Origin of the sequence: Thioalkalivibrio sp. AKL17 (assembly GCF_000377885.1) — a bacterium.
GTDB lineage: Bacteria > Pseudomonadota > Gammaproteobacteria > Ectothiorhodospirales > Ectothiorhodospiraceae > Thioalkalivibrio > Thioalkalivibrio halophilus.
In genome coordinates this window covers 99,412-120,701 of sequence record NZ_KB898768.1, presented here as the reverse complement: position 1 = coordinate 120,701, position 21,290 = coordinate 99,412, and the positions used below count along the sequence as shown (strand labels likewise).

The following is a 21,290-nucleotide window of genomic DNA, read 5'->3' as shown; positions in this document are numbered from 1 at the left end:
GGTTCGGCTGCGAACGGTCGCGGCATTGTAACCGCGGGCGCTTCAGGAGTCCGCGGGGTTGCGCCGCGCGTTCAGTGAGCGCAGGGCATGGAGTACGGCCTCGTCGGCGTCCCGCCGCGAGGACTGGCGGCGCAGCCAGTCGCGGTGCACGAACTGGATCTCTCCGACGACCTGCGATACCCCGGCCAGACGGGCCACCGCCAGCCGATGGTTGCCGTTCGCCACCTTGATGAATTCGCCCTCCGGGCCGATGGCCACGCCGATCTCGTCCTTGCCCAGACCGGCGACGTATCCGTTCTCCGCCATGTTGCGGGCGAGGCCACGGTACCGCTCGAGGTACTTGTCCAGTGAGCGCGCGATCTTCTCTTCGGCCTGGTCCTCGGTTTTTCCACGGGCCCGATAGTAGCGATGCAGCGCCTCGATGTGTTCGGAGCGGCTGCGTTCTTCGTCCAGTAGATGTTCCAGCAGGGCGTAGATCGGGTGCAGGTCGAAGGGTTCGGTCCGCCGGTGCCACTGCCCGCGACGCACGCGGCGGGGCAGGAACAGCCCGTCCAGGAAAAACCGGGCCTTGGATGCCGGATCGCGCTTGGCGAGGTAGCGCCGGAGTTCCCGGGTGGGCAGGTCGACGAGGACGGGCGGTTTCATGGGGTGTGTGTTTCCGGATTGGTCGTTGGCGCGATGCCCAGCGCCTCCAGATAGGCGCGGGCGCTCGTTTCGACGGTGTAGTTGGCGACGGCCTGTTGCAGCAGCCCCGGTTCGATGGGTGCCTCCAGCCCGCGGGCCATCCCTTCGGCCAGCGCGGAGGTATCGCCCATCGGGACGAGCGGGCCGAGGCGGCCCCCGGCGAGGATGTCGCGCGGACCGCTCGGGCAGTCGGTGGCCACCACCGGTGTCCCGAGCGCCATGGCTTCGACCAGGACATTGGGCGATCCCTCGAAGCGGGATGACAGCACGAACAGGCTGGCAGCGCGCATCAGCGGATACGGATTGGAGCGGAAGCCCGCCAGATCCACATGGTCGGCGATGCCCAGTTCGCGCGTCAGGCCCTGCAGGCGGTCCCGCTCCGGTCCTTCCCCCAGGATGATGAGCCGGCAGGGTCGCCGGGCATGCAGCAGCGCGAAGGCCCGCAGGAGGGTAGCGAAATCCTTTTGCGGTCGCAGTCGGCCTACCGCCAGGATCACCGGTGTTTCGCTCCGTGTGGCCGCTTCCAGCCACGGATGCTCCGCGGCTTCTTCGGCCCTGGCACTCAGGGATGGCGAGATCACCGGGTTGGCGATCACGCGGAAACGCTCCGACGGGATGCCCCCGATGCGGGCGAGGTCGTCGGCCACCGGCGGCGCCACGGCAACGATGGCATCCGCCAGCGGGTACAGTCGCCGGACGGGGCGGTAACGCAGCCATCGCTGCAGGGCGGTCTTGTCGGCCAGCGAGCCGCTGAGGTGCATCCCCATCCGCAGAACGATCCGCGTCGGGACCCGTGCCAGCCGGCGCGCGCGCAGGGCCACGCGGCCGGCGCGATCCTTGGCTGCCAGCAACGCGTCGGGGCGCTGGCGACGCACGTAGCGGGTGACCGCGGGCAGTGCCAGCAGGGAGGTGCGCGCATCCAGCCGGATCACATTGACCTCTGCCGGAATGCCTTCCACATGGCCGCCGCGGGCCTTCAGCAGCAGCAGGTCCACCTGCACGCCGGCATCCACGAACCCGCGCAGCAGATGGTTCATCATCTTTTCGACGCCGCCATCCCCGGTGTAGGAAACGAGTACGGCCAGCCGCGGGGTTGTCATGCCGGTTTCCGTTCCTCGTTGTAGGCCTGAAGCAGGTGCGGCCAGCCGAGGGCGCCGCGTTCGCGGGTCGCCGCCCATTTGTCCAGCGAACGCCGCAGACGCGACAGGTTGTCCTGAAGCGCACGATGGTAGCCGATCCGGCCCCGGTCCCAGTCGATCAGCCAGACCTGCCCGTTGCCCTGGATCAGGATGTTGCGGGCGTTGAGATCCGCATGCCAGGCGCCATGGGCGTGGAACCGGGCGATCACCCGGCCGATTGCGTCCCACAATTCGGGCGCGTCCTTTCCATCCCCGATCCATTCGTCCAGCGGGTGGCTGTCCGGGATGCGTTCGCTCAGCAGATCGCCACGATACACCGGCCCGTGGCGGCAGACCCGTGCGGCCCCCGGACGCGGGACCGGCAGACCCAGTTCGTGCAGTTGCGCCAGCAGGCGCCACTCGCGCACCGGCCGGCTGCGTTCCAGCCCGGCCCACAGGTAGGTATCCGTGGCAACCCGGGCCATCAGTCCGCCCCGCCAGTAATGGCGCAGGACCCAGTCGCGCCCCTCGTGATGCAGGAAGTGGGCCGCCCGTCGGCCGCTGCTGCTGCCGGTCCACTGACCTCGTGCCCGCAATGCCTCGGGGTCGAACAGGTCGTTATTGCACTCCCGGAGCATTCCGGGGTCGGACAGGATGTGGCAATGCCCGACACCCGGATGCGTATTCCATTGTCCCGGTGTCCCGGAAAAAGTACGCATCACGATGATTGTCCGGGTGACTCGGGTTTGTTCCTGGTCAGTATCCTCGAGATTGCGAATGCAAAGGGCAGAGCCAGGATCGGACCGTAGAAGTGCTCCATGGTATATCGATGCAGGATTTGGGCATTCATGGCCCAGAAAAACAGCGCCGGCAGGAAGGCCAGGGTGTAGATTCCGATCGCACGAGTGCTCCCCGCCATGCCGAGCATGCGCCACGCGGCTACGGCAAGGATCATCGTGAAGACGGCGATCATGCCGTACCCGACAAGGCCGAAACGGACCAGGATGTCGAGATGGGAGTTGTGGAAGGTGTCGTCGCGATCCTCAAGTTGGGGCGGAATCGGGAATTCTTCCGTCAGGTGGCGCTGGTCGGCGGCACCCCGCCCCACCAGAGGACGCTCGAGGAAACGTTCCCAGGCAAATGCCCAGTAGACGACCCGGACGCCCACGGAATCGCGCTCCAGTTCCTCGATGTTCCCGTGGAAAGGCAGGGCAATCGTCTGCTGTACGGTATCGGCTGTCTGTCCCCAGCGTTCACTGATGTGGTCCCAGCTGAAGGTGGCCAGAGTGCCGGCGGCGAGCAGCATCGCCACCATCGCGCCCAGCAGTGCTCCCCGAATGCGATGGAGGTCTCTGCGATATGCCCAGATACTCAATGCAAGTACCGCAACCAGCGCGATCGCCAGTGTGAGCCAGCCATTACGGCTCTTGGTTGCGATGATCGAGGCGATGAAAAAAGCAAGAAGTGCCAGAGAAATCAGGCTGCCACCGAGCAGAAGGGACCAGCGCGTTCGGGATGGCGCAGACGACAGGGTGGCGAAAAAGAACACGGTGGTGATTACGAGGGCTGTAATGATGGCCGGGAGCTTGATGGCCGAGGACCGGAACCCCAGTTCCATGTTGTACCGGCCGGTGGTCTGGAGGGCTGCCACCAGGTCCGCGGGCGAGATGTGCATTGCCAGATAGATACAGTAACCGGCCAGCAGCAGGGCTACTGTGACCAGACCATGGCGGAGCCAGTTTCCAGTGGCAGCCAGGGCGAGGCCGTAGATCATCACGGGTACGATCGCGGTCTTCATCCAGGTGGTCATCTCGTCCCAGTGTGAGGTGGCGAGATCCGGGCGTTCGAACAGGGCTGCAAATGCCGTCCGCAGGACCACGTAAACGGCAAAAGCGACAGGCAGCCAGATCAGCGGGGATCCTCTCAGGTGTGACCAGTTACGGCGCACGAAAAGGACTCCGAGGATCAGGAGGAGCAGCTGGAAGGCCTGTCCCAGAGAGATGGACAGGGGGGCCACGAACGCACCCGCATAGAGGGCTCCGGCGGCCCAGAGGCTGAGGGCATCCCCGGGCAGGAAGGTTCGGCTGGATGCAGGGGCATGGATGTTCATCATGGATGGGCCGACTTTGCCAAGGGGGGGCTCAGAGGGTGGTATTTTGCCAGTGTTTCCCGTGGGGCGCAGGGGGCGTCGCTGGAGCCGGAGGCGGGCCCTGAGCGGTCGGCCGCTGTATCATGGCGGCGGAATTCACGTGTCCTGGAGTCCGGCTCCGGACATATGGGCGGGGACAACATGCCAGATATCGTCCTGTTCGGGATGTTTCGGCCGTGGGGCGGGACCTACCGGCGATTGATGAACCAGATCCACGTCTGGACCAGGGATGGCTGGTCCGTGGAGCTGGTGACCTTTCGCGACGGTGAGATGTTCTATCCGGACGAAATGCCGGAATCGGTGGCCTGCGTTCATCTGGGGACCCGGGGGAAGCTTGCGACAGCGTTCGCCCTGTGGCGGTACATGCGGCGGCGGCGCCCGGCCGTTGTCCTGTCGGTCAATCACATCACCAACGTGATCCTGGCTCAGGCGGGGATGCTGCCGGAAACGGGGGCGAAGCGGTTCCTGAGCGTTCCCAACACGTTTGGTGAATCCGAAAAGCTTGCCGCGGAACCGCGACGGCGGGAACAGAAGTTCCGCCAGATTCGCCGCTGGTACCCGCGTTCTCACGGGGTGATTGCCGTGTCCGACGGGGTGCGCCGGGACCTGGTCGAAAACGTCGGGCTGAAGGGAGTGGACGTACAACGGATCTATAGCGGGTCCGTTGCATCGGGCACCCTGGAGAGGGCCGGGGAGCCGGTGGACCACCCGTGGCTTGCCGAGGATTCCGCGGTGCCGGTGATTATGTCGGCCGGCCGTCTGGTCCCGCAAAAGGACTATCCGACGCTGCTGCGAGCCTTCGCCCGCTTACGCGAACGGCGCGAGGCACGTCTGATCATCGTCGGCAAGGGTCGCGAACAGGAGCAGCTGGAGGCACTCGCCCGTGAGCTGGGCATCGCGGAGCATGTCGACTTCCCCGGGTTTGCCGCCAATCCGTACGCCTGGATGGCCCGGGCCGACGTGTTTGCCCTGTCGTCCCGCTGGGAAGGACTGGTGAACGTGGTCATGGAGGCACTGGGGCTTGGCGTTCCCGTGGTCTCGACGGATTGCCCCAGCGGTCCACGGGAGATCCTGGCTGACGGGCGCTACGGGGTCCTGGTACCGATGAAGGATCCGGAGGCGCTGGCCGAGGGACTGGATCGAGTCCTGCGGGGCGACGGGCCTGTTTTTGATCGGGACGAGGCCGTAGATCGGTTCCGTGCGGAAACCGCGGCCGCTGCCTACCTGGACTTTTTCGGGCTTCAACGCCTTCAAACGGGGCAGGCCGCATGAGGATGTCCTGGCGAGGCTGGAAAGAGCGGCGTCGGGTAGTCGGACTATTGCGGGCGCTGGAGCACTGTCTTGTGCCTGGCGAGTGGTGGCTGCAGGGATCGCTGGCATGGCTGCCTGCAGGGGCGGAGGGGGAACCGGATGCCTACCAGCAGCATCTGCGGGATACCTTGTTGCCCGGCCAGGGCGGGCAGGTTCGTTCTCCGGTCCATGTGACGGTCCGGGCGGAGGGGGGAGAGCCGGGTATGGACACCCTGATCGCTCGAGGCGACTGGACCCTGTTGGTGGAGCGCTCGCGCCGCCGGGTTTTACGGGTCACGCGGGATGCCGAACGCGTGCAGCGCTTGCTGGAAAATGCGCGCTGGCTGTCCTCGGCGTATCGGTGCCCGCGGCTGGAACCGGCGGCGGACCTTCCGCGGGGGTTCGCCGGCGTAAGCGAATCCTTTGTGGAGGGCACGCCGATCCGCGAGGCTCCCGAGACGGTTTGGGAATCGGCCTATCGCGACCTGCTGCGGATGTGCGGCGTGCATGCCCGCCGATGGGAGGGCCGGTTCGACCTGGATCCGGTCCGGCAGGAGCTCGATCGCTGGACCCTGCCGCACTGGCTTTCCCGGGCAGTTGAAGGTCACCGGTCTCGCTGGGAACCCCTGTTGCAGGGCTGCCCGCTGCTCGCGAGTCATGCGGATTGCCACAACGGCAACGTGTTCGTACTGCCCGATGGTTCGGTAACGCTGATCGATCTGGAGCGGGTGCAGTCGGTGCCTTTCTTTTTTGACGCCCTGTCCCTGTTGCGTGGTTCGGCCGCGGTCAATCAGTCTCTGCGGCGTGCCTTTCTGGCAGGGCATTTTGATACGGCACTGGCCGAGATCTGGGCCGCCGCGGGGCAGACCTGGGACCCCGAGGGGCGTGAGGGTGCGTTGCTGGCAATGGCCATGGCCCATGCGTTTCGTCCGCAGTTCGCCCGGGCGTCCTCGCGCAAGCGTCGGGAGAAATTCATCGGGGCCTGCGAAAAGCTGCGCGCCGACTGCGGCTGGGAGTAATCCGTGCTGAGAATCGAATTCATGGGCCCGCCGGGCGTGGGCAAGACGACGGTGGTGCGCCGTCTGCAGGACGATCGAGCTCCCGGCCTGCCCGCGCTGCACGCGCCCCAGTGGCTGCCGCTGTGGGCCGAACACCAGCGCAAGCGACCGAACGCCGTGACCCGGAATCTGGAATCGATCCTGTATGCCCGCAAGGGTCTGCGGCGCTGGATGCGTCCCAGGCTGGAGAAGGAGATGATCCGTCATGCCCTGCGCGCCTTGCGAGACGCACCCGGGCCCTGGCCGGAATTTCTGCGTGGTGCGCTCGGGACCCCGGACCCGGAAATCCCGGAGGCCCTCGCTCTGGAACGCCTCCGGAGTTTTGCGTTCAGCGCGGCTCAGGCGTGGGTGGCGGACAGCCTGCATGGTCAGGGAGCGGTGGTTTTCGACGAGGGCCTGGCACAGCGGGGAATCAGCCTGGGGCAGGGCATGGATGTGGCTCGAACACGTGAATACTATCGGCGGATGCCGGCGCCGGCGGCCGTCGTGCGTGTCCGGGCCTCGAGCGCGGAGATTCAGGCCCGGCTTCGGACCCGGAACCCCGATGTGACGCGTTTCAACGCCATGGTGGAACGGGCGTTCGAGATCGGAGAGCTGGCCGGCGAGGCGCTGGGGACGCGTGGCATACCGGTGGTCGATATCGACGCCTCCGGTGATGTCGAGTCCGCGGTGCAGGAGACTGCTCGGGCGCTGAAGGGCTTGTCCGTGATGTCAGGCCGGTGAGGAACGATCCGGATCGAAGCTGTAACCAAAGGCATCGAAATCCTCGCGATACAGACGGCGGATACGGTCGATGGACCTTCCGTCATAATATTCCGCGAGCCTTTGAGTCGAATCGGTGCGATGCGGATCCCAGTTGGCGATCTCGGGGTTGTCCCGGACGTCGAAAAGACGGTGCAGCAGTTCCGGAAGGTCTTCATCGATCCGTTCCAGGTGCCCGACATGGTCGAGACGCCGGCGGTCTCGCGGCAGGAGCGCCACCTGCGGGGCCCAGTGTGGGCCGCGATAGAGATCGCCCTGCTCCAGGCGTGCAAGGAAATCCGCAAAACCGGGCGGCTCCTCGTCCGGAGCTGACGAATATTGCCCGGCGCCGAGGTGTTTTCTGGCTGGCGGGCGGCCGCGGACGACCTTGTCGAGGTAGGCTGACAGGGTGCGGTGAAACGGGTTGCGAACAAACGTGAACAGGAAGTAGTGGCGCCAGGCCTCGCGGCTGACGCGGATGCCGACCTCCCTTGGATGGTGGTAGCCGCCGATCTTGTCACCCCGCCCCCGGATCGCGTCGCGCTGATCCTGCGAAATGCCCGGGTCGTGGTTAAGCAGGGTGTTGCCGACAGTGGAATGACCGGCCTTGGGGATGCGATAGAAGACGAACCGGCTCGAGGTCGATATCAGGATGCGCGGATTGACGCGGTGGCGCGCAACCCGGCCGTCGAGACCGGACAGCAGGGGGTTGAACCTTTCGTCGAGGGTGCGGCGCAGGTGCATGGCGATCGAAATATAGCACAGCAGGCCCGGCCTCCACGTGGCCTGGTTTCCTTAACGGGGGCGACAATATTGAACTCGCAATTGGTGATTTTTGCACCCTTCAAGGCCTGGGGCGGGATCGAGCGCAAGATGCTGATCCTGAGTCGGGAGTTCCTGCAACTGGGCATCCGGCCCCGGCTTGTGCTGACCCGCGGCGGACAGGTGCCCTACCCGGAGGAACTCCCGGCGGCCGTGGAGGTAGTGGATCTTCAGAGCAGGGGTAAATTCGACAGCCTGTTCAAGCTGCGGCGTCTGCTGCGGCAGGATCCGCCCGGGGCCGTGCTGACCGCCAAGGACCATTCGGCCAAGGTGGCCGTACTGGGGCGCATGCTGGGGTGGGTGCCGTCGCCGGTGTTCGTGAAGGTGACCAATACTCCGAGCCAGACGTTGCGCCGCTCATTCAAGCGCCATTCGGCGCGCTGGCTGTACCGGCATGCCGACCGGGTCATCGCGATCTCCGAAGGCGTCCGGGATGACCTGGTCGAGCATTTTGACGTGGATCCCGAACGGATCGAGGTGATCTACAACCCGACCGTAACCCCGGATATCCCCGAGCGCGTGAAGGCGCCGGTGGATCATCCCTGGTTTGCTGGTGACGGACCGCCGGTTATTGTCGGGGCCGGTCGTCTGACACCGCAGAAGGACTTTGCCACGCTGCTGGAGGCCTTCGCCCGGGTGCACGAACGGCGTCCGGTGCGACTGGTCATCCTGGGCGAGGGGCCTCTGCGTGAAGCCCTGCTGGAGCAGGCACGGCGGCTGGGGGTGGCGGAGGCCGTTGACCTTCCCGGCTATGTCCCGGACCCGCTACCCTATTTCGCCCGGGCCGGGGTCTTCTGCCTTTCTTCGCGTTACGAAGGGCTGGGTAACGTGCTCATCGAGGCCCTGGCGGCCGGGGCGCCGGCGGTGGCCACCGACTGTCCGTCCGGCCCGGCCGAGATCCTCCAGCATGGGCGGATCGGTCCGCTCGTGCCGGTGGGCGACGCGGATGCCCTGGCCGCAGCCCTGCAGGCGACGCTGGAAAACCCGCCCGGCGAGGAGCGGATCCGCGAAGGCCTGGACCGCTTCCGCAGCGACTGCGTCGCCCTTCGGTATGCGCAGGTCATGGGGCTGGTGCCGCGAGAAGGAGAAACTCCGTGATTGTCAGCCATCGCCATCGATTCATTTTTATCCATTGCCGCAAGGTAGCGGGAAGCTCCATGAAGGTGGCCCTCGCGCCCCATCTGGGCGGACGCGACCTGATGCTCGGGAGCCTGCACGAGGCCCTGCGGGATGTGGACCCCCGCCAGGGGTGGATTCTTCGCCAGCTGATGACGCCCGGCGGGCTGCGGGAGCTGGTCGACGCGCGGCGCAAGAATCGTGACTGGCGTTCCGCGCTGAACAAGGTGGTCAAAAAGCGCGCGAAACGCCGGCTCGGACTCTCGTCATCGTCGCACCCCCCGGCGGCCGAGGTTCGGTCGGCCTTCCCGAGAGAATGGGATCGGTATTTCAAGTTCTGTTTTGTGCGCAATCCCTACGAACGTGCGGTTTCCGATTACCTTTATCGCACCCGTAACGAGTCGAACCCTCCTGCCTTCAGGGAACATCTTGCGGAACTCCATCGGGAGGCCGAAGCAGGCAAGACCAAGCATGACAACTGGCCGATGTACACCATTGATGACCATGTGGCGGTAGATTTCGTCGGCCGTTTTGAGAACCTCGATGCCGACTTTCGCGAGGCGATGACCCGGGTGGGGCTCAAGGACGTTGCCCTGGCGTCCGAAAAGCGTCGGGATTATCCGCGGCCATGGCAGGACTATTACGGTGTGGACGAGAAGGCGCTGGTGGAGCGGCTTTACCGCCGCGAGATCGAATATTTTGGTTATGGATTCGACGATTCGTCGGCAGGCGGGACATAACCGAGCCGGGCGAGCCGGTCGGATACGCTGGCAGCAAAGGTGCGCAGCTCTTCATCATGCTGCCAGGCGTGGGCCCGGTCGGGACGAAAAGCCGCGGCCGCTGCGGCCACCCGTTCGGCATCGGGGGGGCAGCCGCAGAACTCCAGGGCCTGCGGCAGCAGTCGCGCCGGATCCGTCAGCAGGTCCTCGTAGGCGATCTCCATGGCATTGGGGCCCAGGGCCCGGACATGCTCCCGGGCTCGCTGCAGGTAGCTTTCCCACAGGGAGAAGCCGCCTTCCAGCGTACGGCACCGTGCCTGTGGAGCGAAGCCGCGACGTGCCGGGGCGCCGGGATGGTTGCGATACCAGCTCCGCAGGGATCGATAGCGGTGCGCGCGCTTGTCGAAGACCCCGCGGCGGCGGGCGCGCAGGCTTGCTGCCACATCCACGCCGTGCCGCGTGATATGCAGCACACGGGCCTGCGGGAAGAGCTCCAGCCACAACGGCAGCGTGTAGGTGTTGCGCGGATCCTTCCAGCCCCAGGGAGCGGTTTGCCCGGGCATGCCGCCGCCGCGCAGTCCGCGGCGGAACCCGAGGAAGCGCAGACTGGCCGGTCCGCGCACGACCCCTTCCATGTAGTCCAGCAGCCACGGCCTGAGTGTTTCGTCTTCCAGCAGCCAGTCGAACGACTCCGGGCGGTCCCAGGTCGCGGAGGCCTCGCGGAAGAGCCAGGCGTTGATCGCGTTGGTGAATGCGGCTTCCTCGTTGCGGCTGGCGCCGACGCCCATGAAGAATCCGGCCTGCTGCAGTACCCGGGTCAGCAGGCTGGTGCCCGAGCGGTGCATGCCGATGATGATGACGGGGGGGGTCGCACGGGTGGTCATGATGCAGCGCTGTAATAGCGGTAGCCCGCGTACCAGGGGTCCAGGCGTTCGTTGATGATGGCCTCGACGTATTCGAGGCTCTCGCCGTCGAGGTATTCGCGGTAGCCGCCGACTTCGCCCTTGCGGGTCTTGTAGCTTTCGGCGTCGTCGGCGTCGCGGGCGGCCAGCGAACTGCTCCCCATCGCGTTGCGGGATTCCAGCTGGCGCATGTTGTCGAAGCGGCCGAAGTCTACCGCGGCCCGGAGGGTTTCCGTGGATACGTCCTGCATGCCGATGAATTCGAGCACCCGCCGGAGCTGGCCAGCGGTGTCGGCGTGCAGGTCTTCATAGCGCAGCAGCAGGAAATCGCCCGGCACGTCACGGTTGCGCGCCCAGATGTTGTAGAAATCGACCAATGTCTCGATCCCGCCGCGCCGCTCCCTGACATAGTCTTCCATTCGGCCCTGGTAGTTCGCGTTGCGGCGGGTCTTCTGGAAATAGGACGAAACAAGGACATCCCGGGGGTCGCGGACCATGAAGACGACCTTGCGCCCCGCATAGTCGCTCTTGTCCTGCTCCAGCTCCTCCGGCAGCAGGAACTCCGGACCGCCGTCGTGGTGCTGCAGGATGTAGGGGATGTCGCGCCAGGGGCGGGCATAGCCCCGCAGGCGCAGCGGCTTGCGCAGACGGATGCCGTAATGCAGTTCGAGGGCCTTGCTGAGGAGCACGACCAGCCAGGTCCTCCCGCATTTGGGGTAGGAGATCAGGTGGACGTCCGCACGCCGGCGCCGCCAGCGACGCCGGATATGCTGGATGCCGCGGCGCAGCGGGCCGCGATTGCGGGAAATGGCGGCCATGTTCAGCCGTCCTCGAAACGGTAGCCGAAGGCGGCGATCTCGCGCCGGCAGACGCGGTCAATGACCGCTCGGTCGGCATCACTCAGGATCTCGCGGTAGTCCTGCCGCCCCTGGCGAAAGCCGCTCTTGGCCCGCTCCTCGGGCAGCCGGATGTCGGTGCCGAGGCCCAGTTCCTGCTGCAGTTCCGTAAGTTCGGCATTCAGTTTTTCGTAGCGCAGAACCCGGTCCACGGCGATCTCGTCATCGATGGTGTAGTGGTCCCAGTTGCTGAGCCAGTGCGGCTTGTGTTCCTCCAGCCAGGCGAGGTATTCGCTCAGGTTCGGGAAATTGTCGCGCCCCTTCTCTTCCCAGCGGTGTTTCTGCCACCAGTAGCGTGACAGGGCCCGGTCCCAGGGGTTGCGCTCGATGGTGAAGCGGAAATAGGAGTGCCAGATTCCGGGTCCGATAAAGGAACGGATCTGTGGCGCGCGAGCATGCTGTGGGTACTCGGTGCGCCGTCCCCGGAAGAGCAGCCGTCGCCATTCCTTCCATCCTCGGTGTTCGAGGGGGCGCTTGTGGCAATTAGTGGGGCCCTGACCGCCTTCGGCCCGGCGCAGCTCTTCCTCGCCGCGATTGGCGCTCAAAGGGGTGATGATGTCCTCGGGCCCGCAGGCGCGCGAAAGCCCGACTTCCAGGCTGGAGCCGGCGGTCTTGCGTGTCTTGATGAAGATGAAGCGATTGCGGTGCGAGATGATCACGATGAAGGGCCTTGTCGGGCGACTGGCTGGGTGGATTAGATCACAGGCGCGGGAACGCGACCAATCAGTGGTCGGAGGATGCCGGCGGGTGAGCGAGGCCGAGCGCGGCCAGGTAGGCGCGGGCGGAGCGCGCCGCATCGAACGGGGTGGTGGCCTGGCGCAGGGTGTCCGCCGAGGGGGGGCTGTCCAGTACCTGCTGCAGTGCTTCGGCGAGGGCCGCGTCGTCGCCCATGGGCACGACCGGGCCCTGTTGGCCGTGGCCGAGGATGTCGGCGGGGCCGGTGGGGCAGTCGGTGGTAACGGCCGGGGTGCCGCAGGCGAGGGCCTCCACCAGTACCGCGCCGGAGCCCTCGCGTCGCGAGGTCAGGGCGAAGGCATCGGCGCGGGCCATCCAGGCGTAGGGGTTGCCCTGAAAGCCGGGCAGGCACAGGTCATCCATGATGTTGAGTTCGGTTGCCAGCCCCTCGAGGGCCGGGCGTTCGCGGCCTTCGCCGAGGATGATCAGACGGGCCGGGCGTTGTTGGCGGAGGCGCACGAAGGCGCGCAGAAGGGTGGCGAAATCCTTGCGCGGCTCCAGGGAGCCGGTACCCAGGATGACGGGGACCGCCGGGTCGCGGTTTTCCCCCAGCCATGGGTGATCGGGGTCCTCGCTGGCCTGCTGCAGCAGGTCCGGGGTCACGATCGGGTTGGGGATGACGTGCAGATGCGGTTGAACCACGCCGGCGAGTCGCCGCAGGTCCTCACCGACACCGGACGACGGGGCGATCACGGCATCCGCGCGTGGATACCAGCGTTGCATGGAGCGCTGCAGGCGCCGGGCCCGGCGCCGGGGCAGGGCCTCCAGCGTGGCGGCGACCGACATGCCCATGCGGATCGCGACCGGCATGCGCGGTCGGGCCAGTGCGCGCGCGAGCAGCGCCGCGCGATTGAGGCGGTGGCTGGCGGTGTACAGGGCGCGGGGGCGGTGGCGCAGGAGATAAGCGATCAGCGCGGGCAGGACGGTGTTGCGGTGGGCGGCCCGCAGCGGGACATGGCGGACGTTGTCCGGCAGCTCGTCGATATACGGTCCGTGCCCGCGGATCGTCACCAGGTCGAATGGCTGGTCTACGTCTGCGAATTCCCGGACCAGGTTGGCCACCACGCGATCCACCCCGCTGTGTCCGGAGGTCGCGAAGAACAGGGCGACGGGGTGTTTGGCGCGATTACGCATCGGAAGATGTCGCCTGCCTCAGTGCATCCAGGCGCTCGGTGACCTCGGCCACCGTGATGCGCTCCATCACGTCGGGTTCACGCACGCGCCGGCCCCAGCGCAGGTCTTCGGGCGGTTTGCCGAACGCGGCCCGGCAGGCCTCGGGGTACTGGTTGACCACCCATTGCCGGCTGCAATAGGGGCCGGTGCGGTCGGGGTTCGAGCCGGCGTACAGGCCGATCACCGGGGTGCCCGTGGCGTTGGCCATGTGGGCGGGGCCGGAGTCGGGCGAGACCAGCACCTGAGCGCGTTCGAGCACGGCCAGCAGCTGCTTGAGGTCGGTCCGGCCGACCAGGTTGGTGACGGGGTGCCGGCATTGCGCGGCGATGGCCTCGCCGTATTCGCGTTCCAGGTCGGTGGGGCCGCCGGTCAGCACGATGTCCATGCCATGGCGCTCGGCGGCGTGGTCGGCGACCGCCGCGTAGCGTTCCGGGGCCCAGTTGCGGAAGTTGCGAAAGCGTGCGCTGGAGCACGGGTTGATGGCGAGCCAGGGTCGGTCCGCGGGCAGGTAGCCGGCGGCCCAGGTCCGGGCTGCATCCGGCACCGGAATGTCCCAGCGCAGAAGGCGTTCGCGCACCCCGAGCGCCTCGGCGAAGCCGAAGAAGCCGTCGAGTACGTGTTCGCGCGGGCGATGGGCGATGCGGTGGCGGGTGAACAGCCACTGGAAGTCGCGCGCGCGCTGGCGGTCGAAGCCCAGGCGCTGGCGCGCGGGGACCTGCAGGCCCAGCAGGCTGGCGCGCAGCGAGACCTGCATCTGCAGCAGGACGTCAAAGCGGCGTCCGCGCAGGGCGCGGCGCAGGTCGCCGTAGGCGCGGCGGCCGCGGTTCTTGTCCACGACCACGAACTCGACCCCGGGCAGTCCTTCCAGCAGCCGGTGTTCCAGCCGCCCGATGATCCAGGTGATGCGGGTCTGCGGCCAGGCGGCCTGCAGGCTGCGCACCACCGGGACGACGTGGGTGCAGTCACCCAGGGCCGACAGCCGCAGCAGGCACAGCTCGTCCGGCGGGGCATTGATCAGCGGGCGGTCGGCCGAATACTCAGGAGGCATCGTCCGGGCCCTGTTCGCGGGCGGCCTTCTTGCGCTTTTTCTTCAGGGCCTTCTTTTTCTTGTTATTCTGCCAGGGCATGCGCCCGATATGCTTGGTGCGCAGGCCGGGATACGGGTCGGGTGCGTCCTCGGGCTGGGTCTTGAACCGCCGATGGGCCCAGAAATACTGCTGCGGCGCATGCCGGACCGCGTCTTCCAGCACCGCGTTCATGCGTGTGGCGTCGCGGGCGCGATCCTCGCTCGGGTAGTCTTCCAGCGGCGGCCCCACCACGAACTCGTAGCCGTCGCCGGCGTCGTTCACGTAATAGAACATCGGCAGCACCCGCGCCCGGCCCATGCGCGCCAGGCGCGACAGGCCGGTGGTGGTGGAGGCCTGCATGCCGAAGAACGGGGCGAACACCTGCTCGGTGCGCCGCATGTTCTGGTCGCCGGCGTACCAGATGGTCCCGCCCTTTTTCAGCTTGCGCAGGATCCCGCGGATGTCGTCCTTGGAGATCACGCGCTCCAGCTTGCGTTCGCGGCCGTAACGCAGGGCACGTTCCAGCACCGGTTTCTTGTCCATGGGCTTGTAGATCGCGGCCATCGGTACCTGTGCGCCGAACAGCCGACCGGCCATCTCGATGCAGGAGAAATGCCCGGACAGCAGGATCACCGGGTCACCGGCCTCGTGCGCTGCCTCCAGGTGCTCCATCCCGTGGAAGCGACACGGCACGCGATCCACTGCCGGCCCGCCGAACCAGCCCAGGGCCACCTCGGCCACCCCGCGACCGGTGTAGCCGAAGTTCGCGCGCACCCAGCGTTCGCGTTCATCCGGGTCGAGGTCCGGGAAACACAGCTCGAGGTTGCGGCGCACCACGTAGCGCCGGTCCCGCGCCAGGTAGTAGAGCAGGTGGCCCAGCCCGGTGCCCAGGCGGATCGCCCAGCGCCAGGGCAGGCGGGCGAGCAGCCACAGCAGGGCGGTGGCCAGGGCCTGTCCCCAGTTGGCCGGATGCCAGGCTTGTTCGCGGCGTTGCGATGTCATCGTTGGTCGAAGTCGGGTGTCGGGTAGATAATGTTGCGCATTGTACATTCGGGACCGCCGGGACGGGGCGTCGCCGGTGGCCGTCTCCGGGGTCGCCCCCCGAAAGTGAGGAACGCGTGCAGGAAGGGATCGCAGCAGAGTTGCAGGCCGCCAGCCGGCTGTTCGGACAACTGGCCGAGGATGCGGAATTCCTCGGGGAGGTGGAGGCCGTCGCGCGGCGCTGGCTGGCCAGCCTGGATGCCGGCGGCCAGATCCTGCTCGCGGGTAACGGCGGCAGTGCGGCGGATGCCCAGCACATCGCGGCCGAGATCGTGTGCCGTTACCGCGTGGTGCGGCCGGGCGCGGCGGCGGTTGCGCTGACCACCGACACCTCGGTGCTGACGGCCATCGCCAACGACTTCGGTTACGAGCATGTGTTCGCGCGGCAGGTCGAGGCGCTGGGGCGTCCCGGCGATGTACTGGTCGGCTTCACCACCTCGGGCGAGTCCCCCAATGTGCTGCGCGCGCTGGAAACCGCCGGGCGCCGGGGCCTGACCACGGTCGCGCTGACCGGCGCGCGGGGGCTGCCCGCCGGCCCCGCGGTGGACCACCTGCTGGCGGTGCCGGACCCCGCGACCGCGCGGGTGCAGGAGGTGCACGGGCTCATCGGGCATCTGTTGTGCGCCGTGGTGGAAGATGCCCTGGTCGCCCGCGCGCAGGGCGATGCGGCGCCGTGAGCCGGCCGGCGCTGTTCCTCGACCGTGACGGCGTGATCAACGTGGATCACGCCTATGTGTACCGCCCCGAGGACTTCGATTTCATGCCCGGGATCTTCGAGCTGGTGGCCCGGGCCGGTGCCGCCGGCTACCCCGTTGTGGTGGTCACCAACCAGTCCGGCATCGGTCGCGGGTACTACGGCGAGGACGACTTCGAGCGGCTGACGCAGTGGATGCGGGCCCGTTTTGCCGAACGCGGCGGACGTCTGGATGCGGTCTATCACTGCCCGCACCATCCGCGCGATGCGCTGGAGCCCTGGCGGCGCGACTGTCCGGACCGCAAACCCGCCCCGGGCATGCTGTTGCGGGCGCGGGACGCGCTGGACGTGGATCTGGCGCATTCGGTACTGGTAGGGGACCGCCCCTCCGACCTGGAGGCCGCGCGCCGTGCCGGGGTGGGCACGCGGCTGCTGTTCGCTCCGGAGACCCCGGATGCGGAACAGGCGGCTGCGCTGCAGGCGGATCCGCAGGCACGGCGGATCCGTTCCCTGCAGGAGGCGGCGGCGCTTCTGGAGACGGAACGCTCCTGATGCGGCGCGCCGGTTACGCGGTCCTGTCACGCCTGCTGGCGCCGGTCATGGGCGCGGTCCTGTGGCGGCGTGCCGCGCGCAACCACGTCCCGGCGGCGCGCCGCCTGGAATGGTTGGGCCGGGGTGCCGCGCCGCCGTCGGGGGCATGGTGGGTGCATGCCGCCTCGGTGGGCGAGGTGGAGGCCGCCCTGCCGCTGATACGGGGCCTGCGCGAGCGATTCCCCCGGGTGTCCGTGCTGGTGACCACCACCACGCCCGAGGGCGCGGCGCGGATCACGGCGGCGGGCATCGACGACGTCCACCACCGTTTTCTGCCGCTGGATCTCCCCGGCGCCGTGCGGCGCTTCGTGGTCGCGGCCCGACCGCGTGCCGGGGTGATCGTGGAGACCGAGCTGTGGCCGCATCTGTTCGCGGCCTGCGAGCGCGCCGGGGTGCCCCTGGTGCTGGCCAGCGGCCGGCTCTCGGATCGTGCGTTCCGGCGCTATCAGCGCCAGCAGCCGCTGATCGGCGAGGTACTGGGCGTCCCCATGCGAATCCTCGCGCAGGATTCCACGGCCGCCGGGCGGTTCCGGGCACTGGGTGCGCCGCCCGGGCGGGTGGAGATCGGCGGCAACCTGAAGTTCGATCGCGATCCGCCTGCGGGCGCCGAGGGGGGCGCGGCACTGCGTGCCGCCCTGTGTTCTGCGGAGGTGCCGGTGTGGGCGGCGGTCAGTACCCGCGAGGGCGAGGACGAGGCTGTGCTGGCGGCTCATGCCGCCTTGCGCAGGCACCATCCGGACGCACGGCTGATCTGGGTGCCGCGCCACCCGCAGCGTTTCGATACGGTGGCGCGGGCGGCCGCGGACGCGGGCCTGTCAGTGGCGCGACGCTCGCTGCTGGCGGACGCGCCCGGCCGCGCGGACCGCGAGGCCGACGTGCTGCTGGGGGATACCCTCGGCGAGATGGGGCTCTATCTCGCGGCGGCCGACGTGGCCTTCGTCGGTGGCAGTCTGGTGCCGCTGGGCGGACAGAACCTGCTGGAGCCGGCGGCCCTGGGGCGACCGGTGCTCACCGGCCCGGACGTGTCGAATTTCGCCGCTGTCGCCCGCGCCCTGGATGCCGTGGAGGCCCGCATCGAGGTCGCCGATGGCGACGCGCTGGGCGCGGCTCTGGCCGAACTGTTCGACGACCCGGAACGAGGGCGGCGCATGGCCGTAGCCGGCCAGGATGTGGTGGCCTCCGGGCGCGGTGCCGTGGCGCGGGTCCTGGGTGTGCTGGAGGAGACGGTGGCGGCAGGCTGATTCCGTGCCGGCGCCGCCTGGCTTCCTGGCACAGAACCTGCCGATCGGTTATGGCCGGATCGAGGGCGTCCACCGGCCATGTTCGCGTGCGAGCACGCTCCCACCTTTCTGTTCGCATCACCCCGCCCGTGGAAGCGTGCTCGCACGCGAACCGACAGGGCCCGGGTCACTCCCCGGAACCGCCGGATGACTCGCTCTCCGACCGCATCCGTTTGAATCGCAGCCAGCCCGGTCAGCGCCGGAAGATCACTCTTCGGGGCCGGCCTGTTCCTCCTCGCCGAACTGGCCCTTCTGCAGCGCGGCGTAATGCCCGCCGGCCTCCATCAGCTCGTTGTGCGTGCCGGATTCCACCACCCGGCCGTCGTCCAGCACCAGGATGCGGTCGGCGTCTTCCACCGTGGACAAGCGGTGCGCGATCACCAGGGTCGTGCGCCCGCGCATCAGCTGTTCCAGGGCGTCCTGGATCTTCTGCTCGGACTCCGAGTCCAGCGCCGAGGTGGCCTCGTCGAGGATCAGGATGGGTGCGTCCTTGAGCAGGGCGCGGGCGATTGCCAGCCGTTGCCGCTGCCCGCCGGAGAGCATCACGCCGTTCTCGCCCACCACGGTGTCGAAGCCGTCGGGCAGGTCGTCGATGAACTCCAGGGCGTTGGCCGCGCGCGCAGCCTCGTGCAGCTCTTCGGCGGATGGTTCGCGCGCCAGGCCGTAGCCGATGTTGTTGGCCACGGTGTCGTTGAACAGCACCACCTGCTGGCTGACCAGCGCCATCTGCCCGCGCAGGTCGCGCAGTGGATATTCCCGCACCGGATGGCCGTCCAGGCGCACTTCCCCGTGTTCGGGTTCGTAGAAGCGTGGAATCAGACTGGCCAGGGTGCTCTTGCCGCTGCCGGACCGTCCGACCAGGGCCACGGTCTGCCCCGGCCGGATCTCCAGCGAGATGTCGCGCAGCACCCAGTCCTCGGTCTGCGGATAGCGGAACCAGACATGGTCGACCTCGAGATGTCCCTCGGCCCGTTCCAGGCGGCGTTCACCGTGGTCCGGTTCCGGGGAGGTGTCCAGCACCTCGAAGACGCTCTCGCCGGCTGCCAGCGCTTTCTGGATCTCCGAGTTGACCTTGACCACCCGTTTGAGCGGGGGCAGCAGCAGAAGCATGGCCGCAATGAAGGAAATCATGCCGCCGGGGGTGATCGTCTCCATCACCATGTCCATGGTGGCCAGATAAACGATGATGGCCAGCGCGATGACCGCACCGAACTGCGACAGGGGCTGACTGGCGGCCTCCACCGTCTTGTAGCGCATGAACTGTCGGTGGTGGCGCTCGTTGATCTTGCGGAAGCGGCTGGATTCATAGTCTTCGGCGCCGAAGATCTTGACCTCCGAATGCCCGCGAATGCTGTCTTCCGCGACCTGGGCATAATCCCCCACCGAACGCTGCATACGCCGGCTGAACTTGCGAAAACGCTTGTTGGCTGCGGTAATGACCAGGGCTACCGCGGGTGCCAGTCCGAACACGATCAGCATCAGCCAGCCGCTGAGCCAGGTCATGTACATCAACAGGAAAAGGATGGTGAAGCTGTCCTTGACCAGGATCAGGATCGCCTTGGAAGCGGCCGCACTGATCTGATTGACGTTATAGGTAAGCTTGGCCAGCAGGGTGCCGGAGGAATGCCGGTCAAAGAACCCTGCCGGCAGCCGCAGGTACTGATCGAATACGGCCTGGCGGATGTCCTTGACCACTTTACGGCCGACCCAGGCCACCGTGTATTGTGCGGCGAAGGTGGTGAATGCATAGAAGAAAAAGATGCCCACCAGACCCAGCGGCACCCAGATGCGGGCATCCGGATCCTGCTGGATGAACGTGCCATCCACCAGCGGCTGGATGATCCAGGCGAAGGCGGCCTGGCCAGCGGCGGCCAGGATCATTGAGATGATCGCCACGATGCCCATGCGCCAGTACGGCTTGATGAACTGGAAGATCCGGCGGAACAGATTCCAGGATTCGCCGGCGCTGGGGTGGGTGGCGTCGAGTGCTTTTCTCTTCATGCGATTGCGGGGTCCTGGTCGGAACGCCGGCTGCGGGATTGGCTGCGAAGCCGGGCAGGCATGATAACAGACCTCCCCGGGCGCCTCCGGGGCGCGGCGGTGCGTCATTCGTTCGGGCGCAGCCAGCCCCCGCATTGCCGGCACTGGTAGCGGTAACCCTTGTTGCGAATCAGGGCGTGGCGCTGCGGGCTCAGCGCATGGTGCCTGCAGTCGCAGACATAAGCATAGGTGCGCTGGCGGCGTGCGGGTGTGAGCGGTGTGGCATGACGCACCCGGGGCGTGGCGCCGAGGTGGTGCATGATGGCCTGCCATTCCGCGCCGTGGGGGCGTACCCGGCGGCCGCGATAAAGGGCGTAAACCGCGGCATGGGCCACTTCGTGTGCAATGGTTTCCGGGAAATGCGCATCCCAGTCGTGAACAAAGGCCTCGGGGTTGAAACGGATGGCCTCCTGACCCCGGTGCACTCGGAATTGCCCTGCGGCGCGGCCGCGCAGATCAAAGCGTATCTCCGGGGTGGCGGTCGCGGGCTGACCGGTGGCCTCGATGTAAAAGGAACGCGTACGCCGACGGATGCGATCCCGCGATTCGGTGTCGAGATTCATGCAGAATTTTGGTTTCTTTCGGGGATTCGTGGCATATTTGTAAAAAGATGGCGCGACCGCAATATTTTATGCGTTGTCGTTATCTTCCGGAATTCGCATTGAGGCGGATTCTGCAGACATCGAAACGAATATTGGAGTGAGTAATGGCTGTGGATGACAAGAAGGCTTCCGAACTGTCGGCCGAGGAACTTTATGCCCTGGCACGGGAACGCGAGCGCGAGGAAGAGGAACGCAAGGAAGCCGAGCGCAAGGAAAAACGCGAGGCGCTGAAGGAAAAGCGCCGCGAAATGGTCGCCCGGCACAAGGCCGAACTGCGCGAACTCGACCGCCAGATCGAGGAACTGGGCGGGCGCGTCGGGGGCCGGCGGAAGGCCTCGTCCGCACGCGGCGGGCGTCGCGGCGGCGGTGGTTCCATCAGCCAGAAACTGTGCGACATCGTGGCCTCGCAGTCGGAGATGAGTGTGAAGGACATCAAGGCCGAGGCCGAGAAGGCCGGGCTTGATACCCGTAACATCAGTCAGACGCTGGCCTATCTCAAGCGTCAGGGGCGTCTGACGTCGCCGCGTCGCGGCGTTTACAAGGCCGCCTGAGAAAGGGGCGCCCGGGAGCGG

Annotated in this window: 22 protein-coding genes; 9 read left to right on the top strand and 13 right to left on the bottom strand. The window is 67.2% G+C overall.

Translation table 11 applies throughout. The features are described from left to right. Positions 1-42 precede the first annotated feature (42 nt). From D577_RS0110705 to D577_RS0110690, 4 genes are read right to left on the bottom strand one after another with little or no spacing between them, the layout of a single operon-like run. On the bottom strand, positions 43-645 hold the full coding sequence (locus D577_RS0110705; protein WP_018947469.1) for a hypothetical protein: 603 nt from the start codon (positions 643-645) through the stop codon (positions 43-45). Then, the gene (locus D577_RS0110700; RefSeq protein WP_018947468.1) at positions 642-1,784 is read right to left on the bottom strand and encodes a glycosyltransferase; all 1,143 of its coding nucleotides are present in this window, start codon (positions 1,782-1,784) and stop codon (positions 642-644) included. Before D577_RS0110700 ends, D577_RS0110705 begins: the two co-directional genes overlap by 4 nt. Further along, on the bottom strand, positions 1,781-2,521 hold the full coding sequence (locus D577_RS0110695; protein WP_081618827.1) for a 3-deoxy-D-manno-octulosonic acid kinase: 741 nt from the start codon (positions 2,519-2,521) through the stop codon (positions 1,781-1,783). Before D577_RS0110695 ends, D577_RS0110700 begins: the two co-directional genes overlap by 4 nt. After that, positions 2,521-3,915 (bottom strand): O-antigen ligase, encoded by a 1,395-nt coding sequence (locus D577_RS0110690; RefSeq protein ID WP_018947466.1) that lies wholly within the window; start codon positions 3,913-3,915, stop codon positions 2,521-2,523. The genes D577_RS0110695 and D577_RS0110690 overlap by 1 nt, the downstream gene beginning before the upstream one ends. 177 nt (positions 3,916-4,092) lie before the next feature. On the opposite strand from D577_RS0110690, the gene D577_RS0110685 reads away from it, so the two are divergent. From D577_RS0110685 to D577_RS0110675, 3 genes are all read left to right on the top strand, one after another. Then, positions 4,093-5,223 (top strand): glycosyltransferase, encoded by a 1,131-nt coding sequence (locus tag D577_RS0110685; RefSeq protein ID WP_026289017.1) that lies wholly within the window; start codon positions 4,093-4,095, stop codon positions 5,221-5,223. Positions 5,224-5,465: 242 nt separating this feature from the next. Then, the gene (locus tag D577_RS14425) at positions 5,466-6,260 is read left to right on the top strand and encodes a phosphotransferase (RefSeq protein ID WP_018947464.1); all 795 of its coding nucleotides are present in this window, start codon (positions 5,466-5,468) and stop codon (positions 6,258-6,260) included. Between the two features lie 3 nt (positions 6,261-6,263). Then, positions 6,264-7,022, top strand: coding sequence for a hypothetical protein (locus D577_RS0110675; protein WP_018947463.1), 759 nt, complete (start codon positions 6,264-6,266; stop codon positions 7,020-7,022). On the opposite strand, the gene D577_RS0110670 is transcribed toward D577_RS0110675, so the two are convergent. Continuing rightward, the gene (locus D577_RS0110670; RefSeq protein WP_018947462.1) at positions 7,011-7,784 is read right to left on the bottom strand and encodes a sulfotransferase family protein; all 774 of its coding nucleotides are present in this window, start codon (positions 7,782-7,784) and stop codon (positions 7,011-7,013) included. The genes D577_RS0110675 and D577_RS0110670 overlap by 12 nt on opposite strands. 81 nt (positions 7,785-7,865) lie before the next feature. Between D577_RS0110670 and D577_RS0110665 the strand changes: the two genes are divergently transcribed. Next, entirely contained in the window at positions 7,866-8,960 is a 1,095-nt protein-coding gene (locus tag D577_RS0110665; protein WP_018947461.1) for a glycosyltransferase, read from the top strand. Continuing rightward, entirely contained in the window at positions 8,957-9,718 is a 762-nt protein-coding gene (locus tag D577_RS0110660) for a sulfotransferase family 2 domain-containing protein (protein ID WP_026289015.1), read from the top strand. Before D577_RS0110665 ends, D577_RS0110660 begins: the two co-directional genes overlap by 4 nt. Here the strand turns inward: D577_RS0110660 and D577_RS0110655 are convergent. From D577_RS0110655 to D577_RS0110630, 6 genes are all read right to left on the bottom strand, one after another. Further along, positions 9,682-10,581, bottom strand: coding sequence for a sulfotransferase (locus D577_RS0110655; RefSeq protein ID WP_018947459.1), 900 nt, complete (start codon positions 10,579-10,581; stop codon positions 9,682-9,684). The two genes, D577_RS0110660 and D577_RS0110655, sit on opposite strands and share 37 nt — an antisense overlap. Further along, positions 10,578-11,417 carry a sulfotransferase domain-containing protein gene (locus D577_RS0110650; protein ID WP_018947458.1) on the bottom strand — a complete coding sequence of 280 codons (840 nt, stop codon included), beginning with the start codon at positions 11,415-11,417 and terminating at the stop codon, positions 10,578-10,580. Before D577_RS0110650 ends, D577_RS0110655 begins: the two co-directional genes overlap by 4 nt. Positions 11,418-11,419: 2 nt before the next feature. Next, entirely contained in the window at positions 11,420-12,154 is a 735-nt protein-coding gene (locus D577_RS0110645; RefSeq protein ID WP_018947457.1) for a sulfotransferase family 2 domain-containing protein, read from the bottom strand. A gap of 64 nt (positions 12,155-12,218) precedes the next feature. Further along, entirely contained in the window at positions 12,219-13,364 is a 1,146-nt protein-coding gene (locus tag D577_RS0110640) for a glycosyltransferase (protein ID WP_018947456.1), read from the bottom strand. Then, on the bottom strand, positions 13,357-14,451 hold the full coding sequence (locus tag D577_RS0110635; RefSeq protein WP_018947455.1) for a glycosyltransferase family 9 protein: 1,095 nt from the start codon (positions 14,449-14,451) through the stop codon (positions 13,357-13,359). The genes D577_RS0110640 and D577_RS0110635 overlap by 8 nt, the downstream gene beginning before the upstream one ends. Continuing rightward, the gene (locus D577_RS0110630; RefSeq protein ID WP_018947454.1) at positions 14,441-15,472 is read right to left on the bottom strand and encodes a lysophospholipid acyltransferase family protein; all 1,032 of its coding nucleotides are present in this window, start codon (positions 15,470-15,472) and stop codon (positions 14,441-14,443) included. The genes D577_RS0110635 and D577_RS0110630 overlap by 11 nt, the downstream gene beginning before the upstream one ends. Before the next feature lie 140 nt (positions 15,473-15,612). Between D577_RS0110630 and D577_RS0110625 the strand changes: the two genes are divergently transcribed. From D577_RS0110625 to D577_RS0110615, 3 genes are read left to right on the top strand one after another with little or no spacing between them, the layout of a single operon-like run. Then, the gene (locus D577_RS0110625) at positions 15,613-16,188 is read left to right on the top strand and encodes an SIS domain-containing protein (RefSeq protein ID WP_018947453.1); all 576 of its coding nucleotides are present in this window, start codon (positions 15,613-15,615) and stop codon (positions 16,186-16,188) included. Beyond that, positions 16,185-16,757: a D-glycero-beta-D-manno-heptose 1,7-bisphosphate 7-phosphatase gene (gmhB, locus tag D577_RS0110620; protein WP_018947452.1), complete on the top strand. Its 573-nt coding sequence runs from the start codon at positions 16,185-16,187 to the stop codon at positions 16,755-16,757. The genes D577_RS0110625 and gmhB overlap by 4 nt, the downstream gene beginning before the upstream one ends. Next, positions 16,757-18,037 carry a 3-deoxy-D-manno-octulosonic acid transferase gene (locus tag D577_RS0110615; RefSeq protein WP_018947451.1) on the top strand — a complete coding sequence of 427 codons (1,281 nt, stop codon included), beginning with the start codon at positions 16,757-16,759 and terminating at the stop codon, positions 18,035-18,037. The genes gmhB and D577_RS0110615 overlap by 1 nt, the downstream gene beginning before the upstream one ends. 246 nt (positions 18,038-18,283) lie before the next feature. Here the strand turns inward: D577_RS0110615 and msbA are convergent, their stop codons facing one another. Together msbA and D577_RS0110605 are read right to left on the bottom strand one after the other, a co-directional pair. Further along, positions 18,284-20,077 (bottom strand): lipid A export permease/ATP-binding protein MsbA, encoded by a 1,794-nt coding sequence (gene msbA, locus D577_RS0110610; RefSeq protein ID WP_018947450.1) that lies wholly within the window; start codon positions 20,075-20,077, stop codon positions 18,284-18,286. Positions 20,078-20,181: 104 nt separating this feature from the next. Next, on the bottom strand, positions 20,182-20,679 hold the full coding sequence (locus tag D577_RS0110605) for a SprT-like domain-containing protein (RefSeq protein ID WP_018947449.1): 498 nt from the start codon (positions 20,677-20,679) through the stop codon (positions 20,182-20,184). 143 nt (positions 20,680-20,822) lie between these two features. Between D577_RS0110605 and D577_RS0110600 the strand changes: the two genes are divergently transcribed. Continuing rightward, complete coding sequence (locus D577_RS0110600; RefSeq protein ID WP_018947448.1) at positions 20,823-21,269, top strand: hypothetical protein; 447 nt, start codon at positions 20,823-20,825, stop codon at positions 21,267-21,269. Positions 21,270-21,290: the final 21 nt, after the last annotated feature.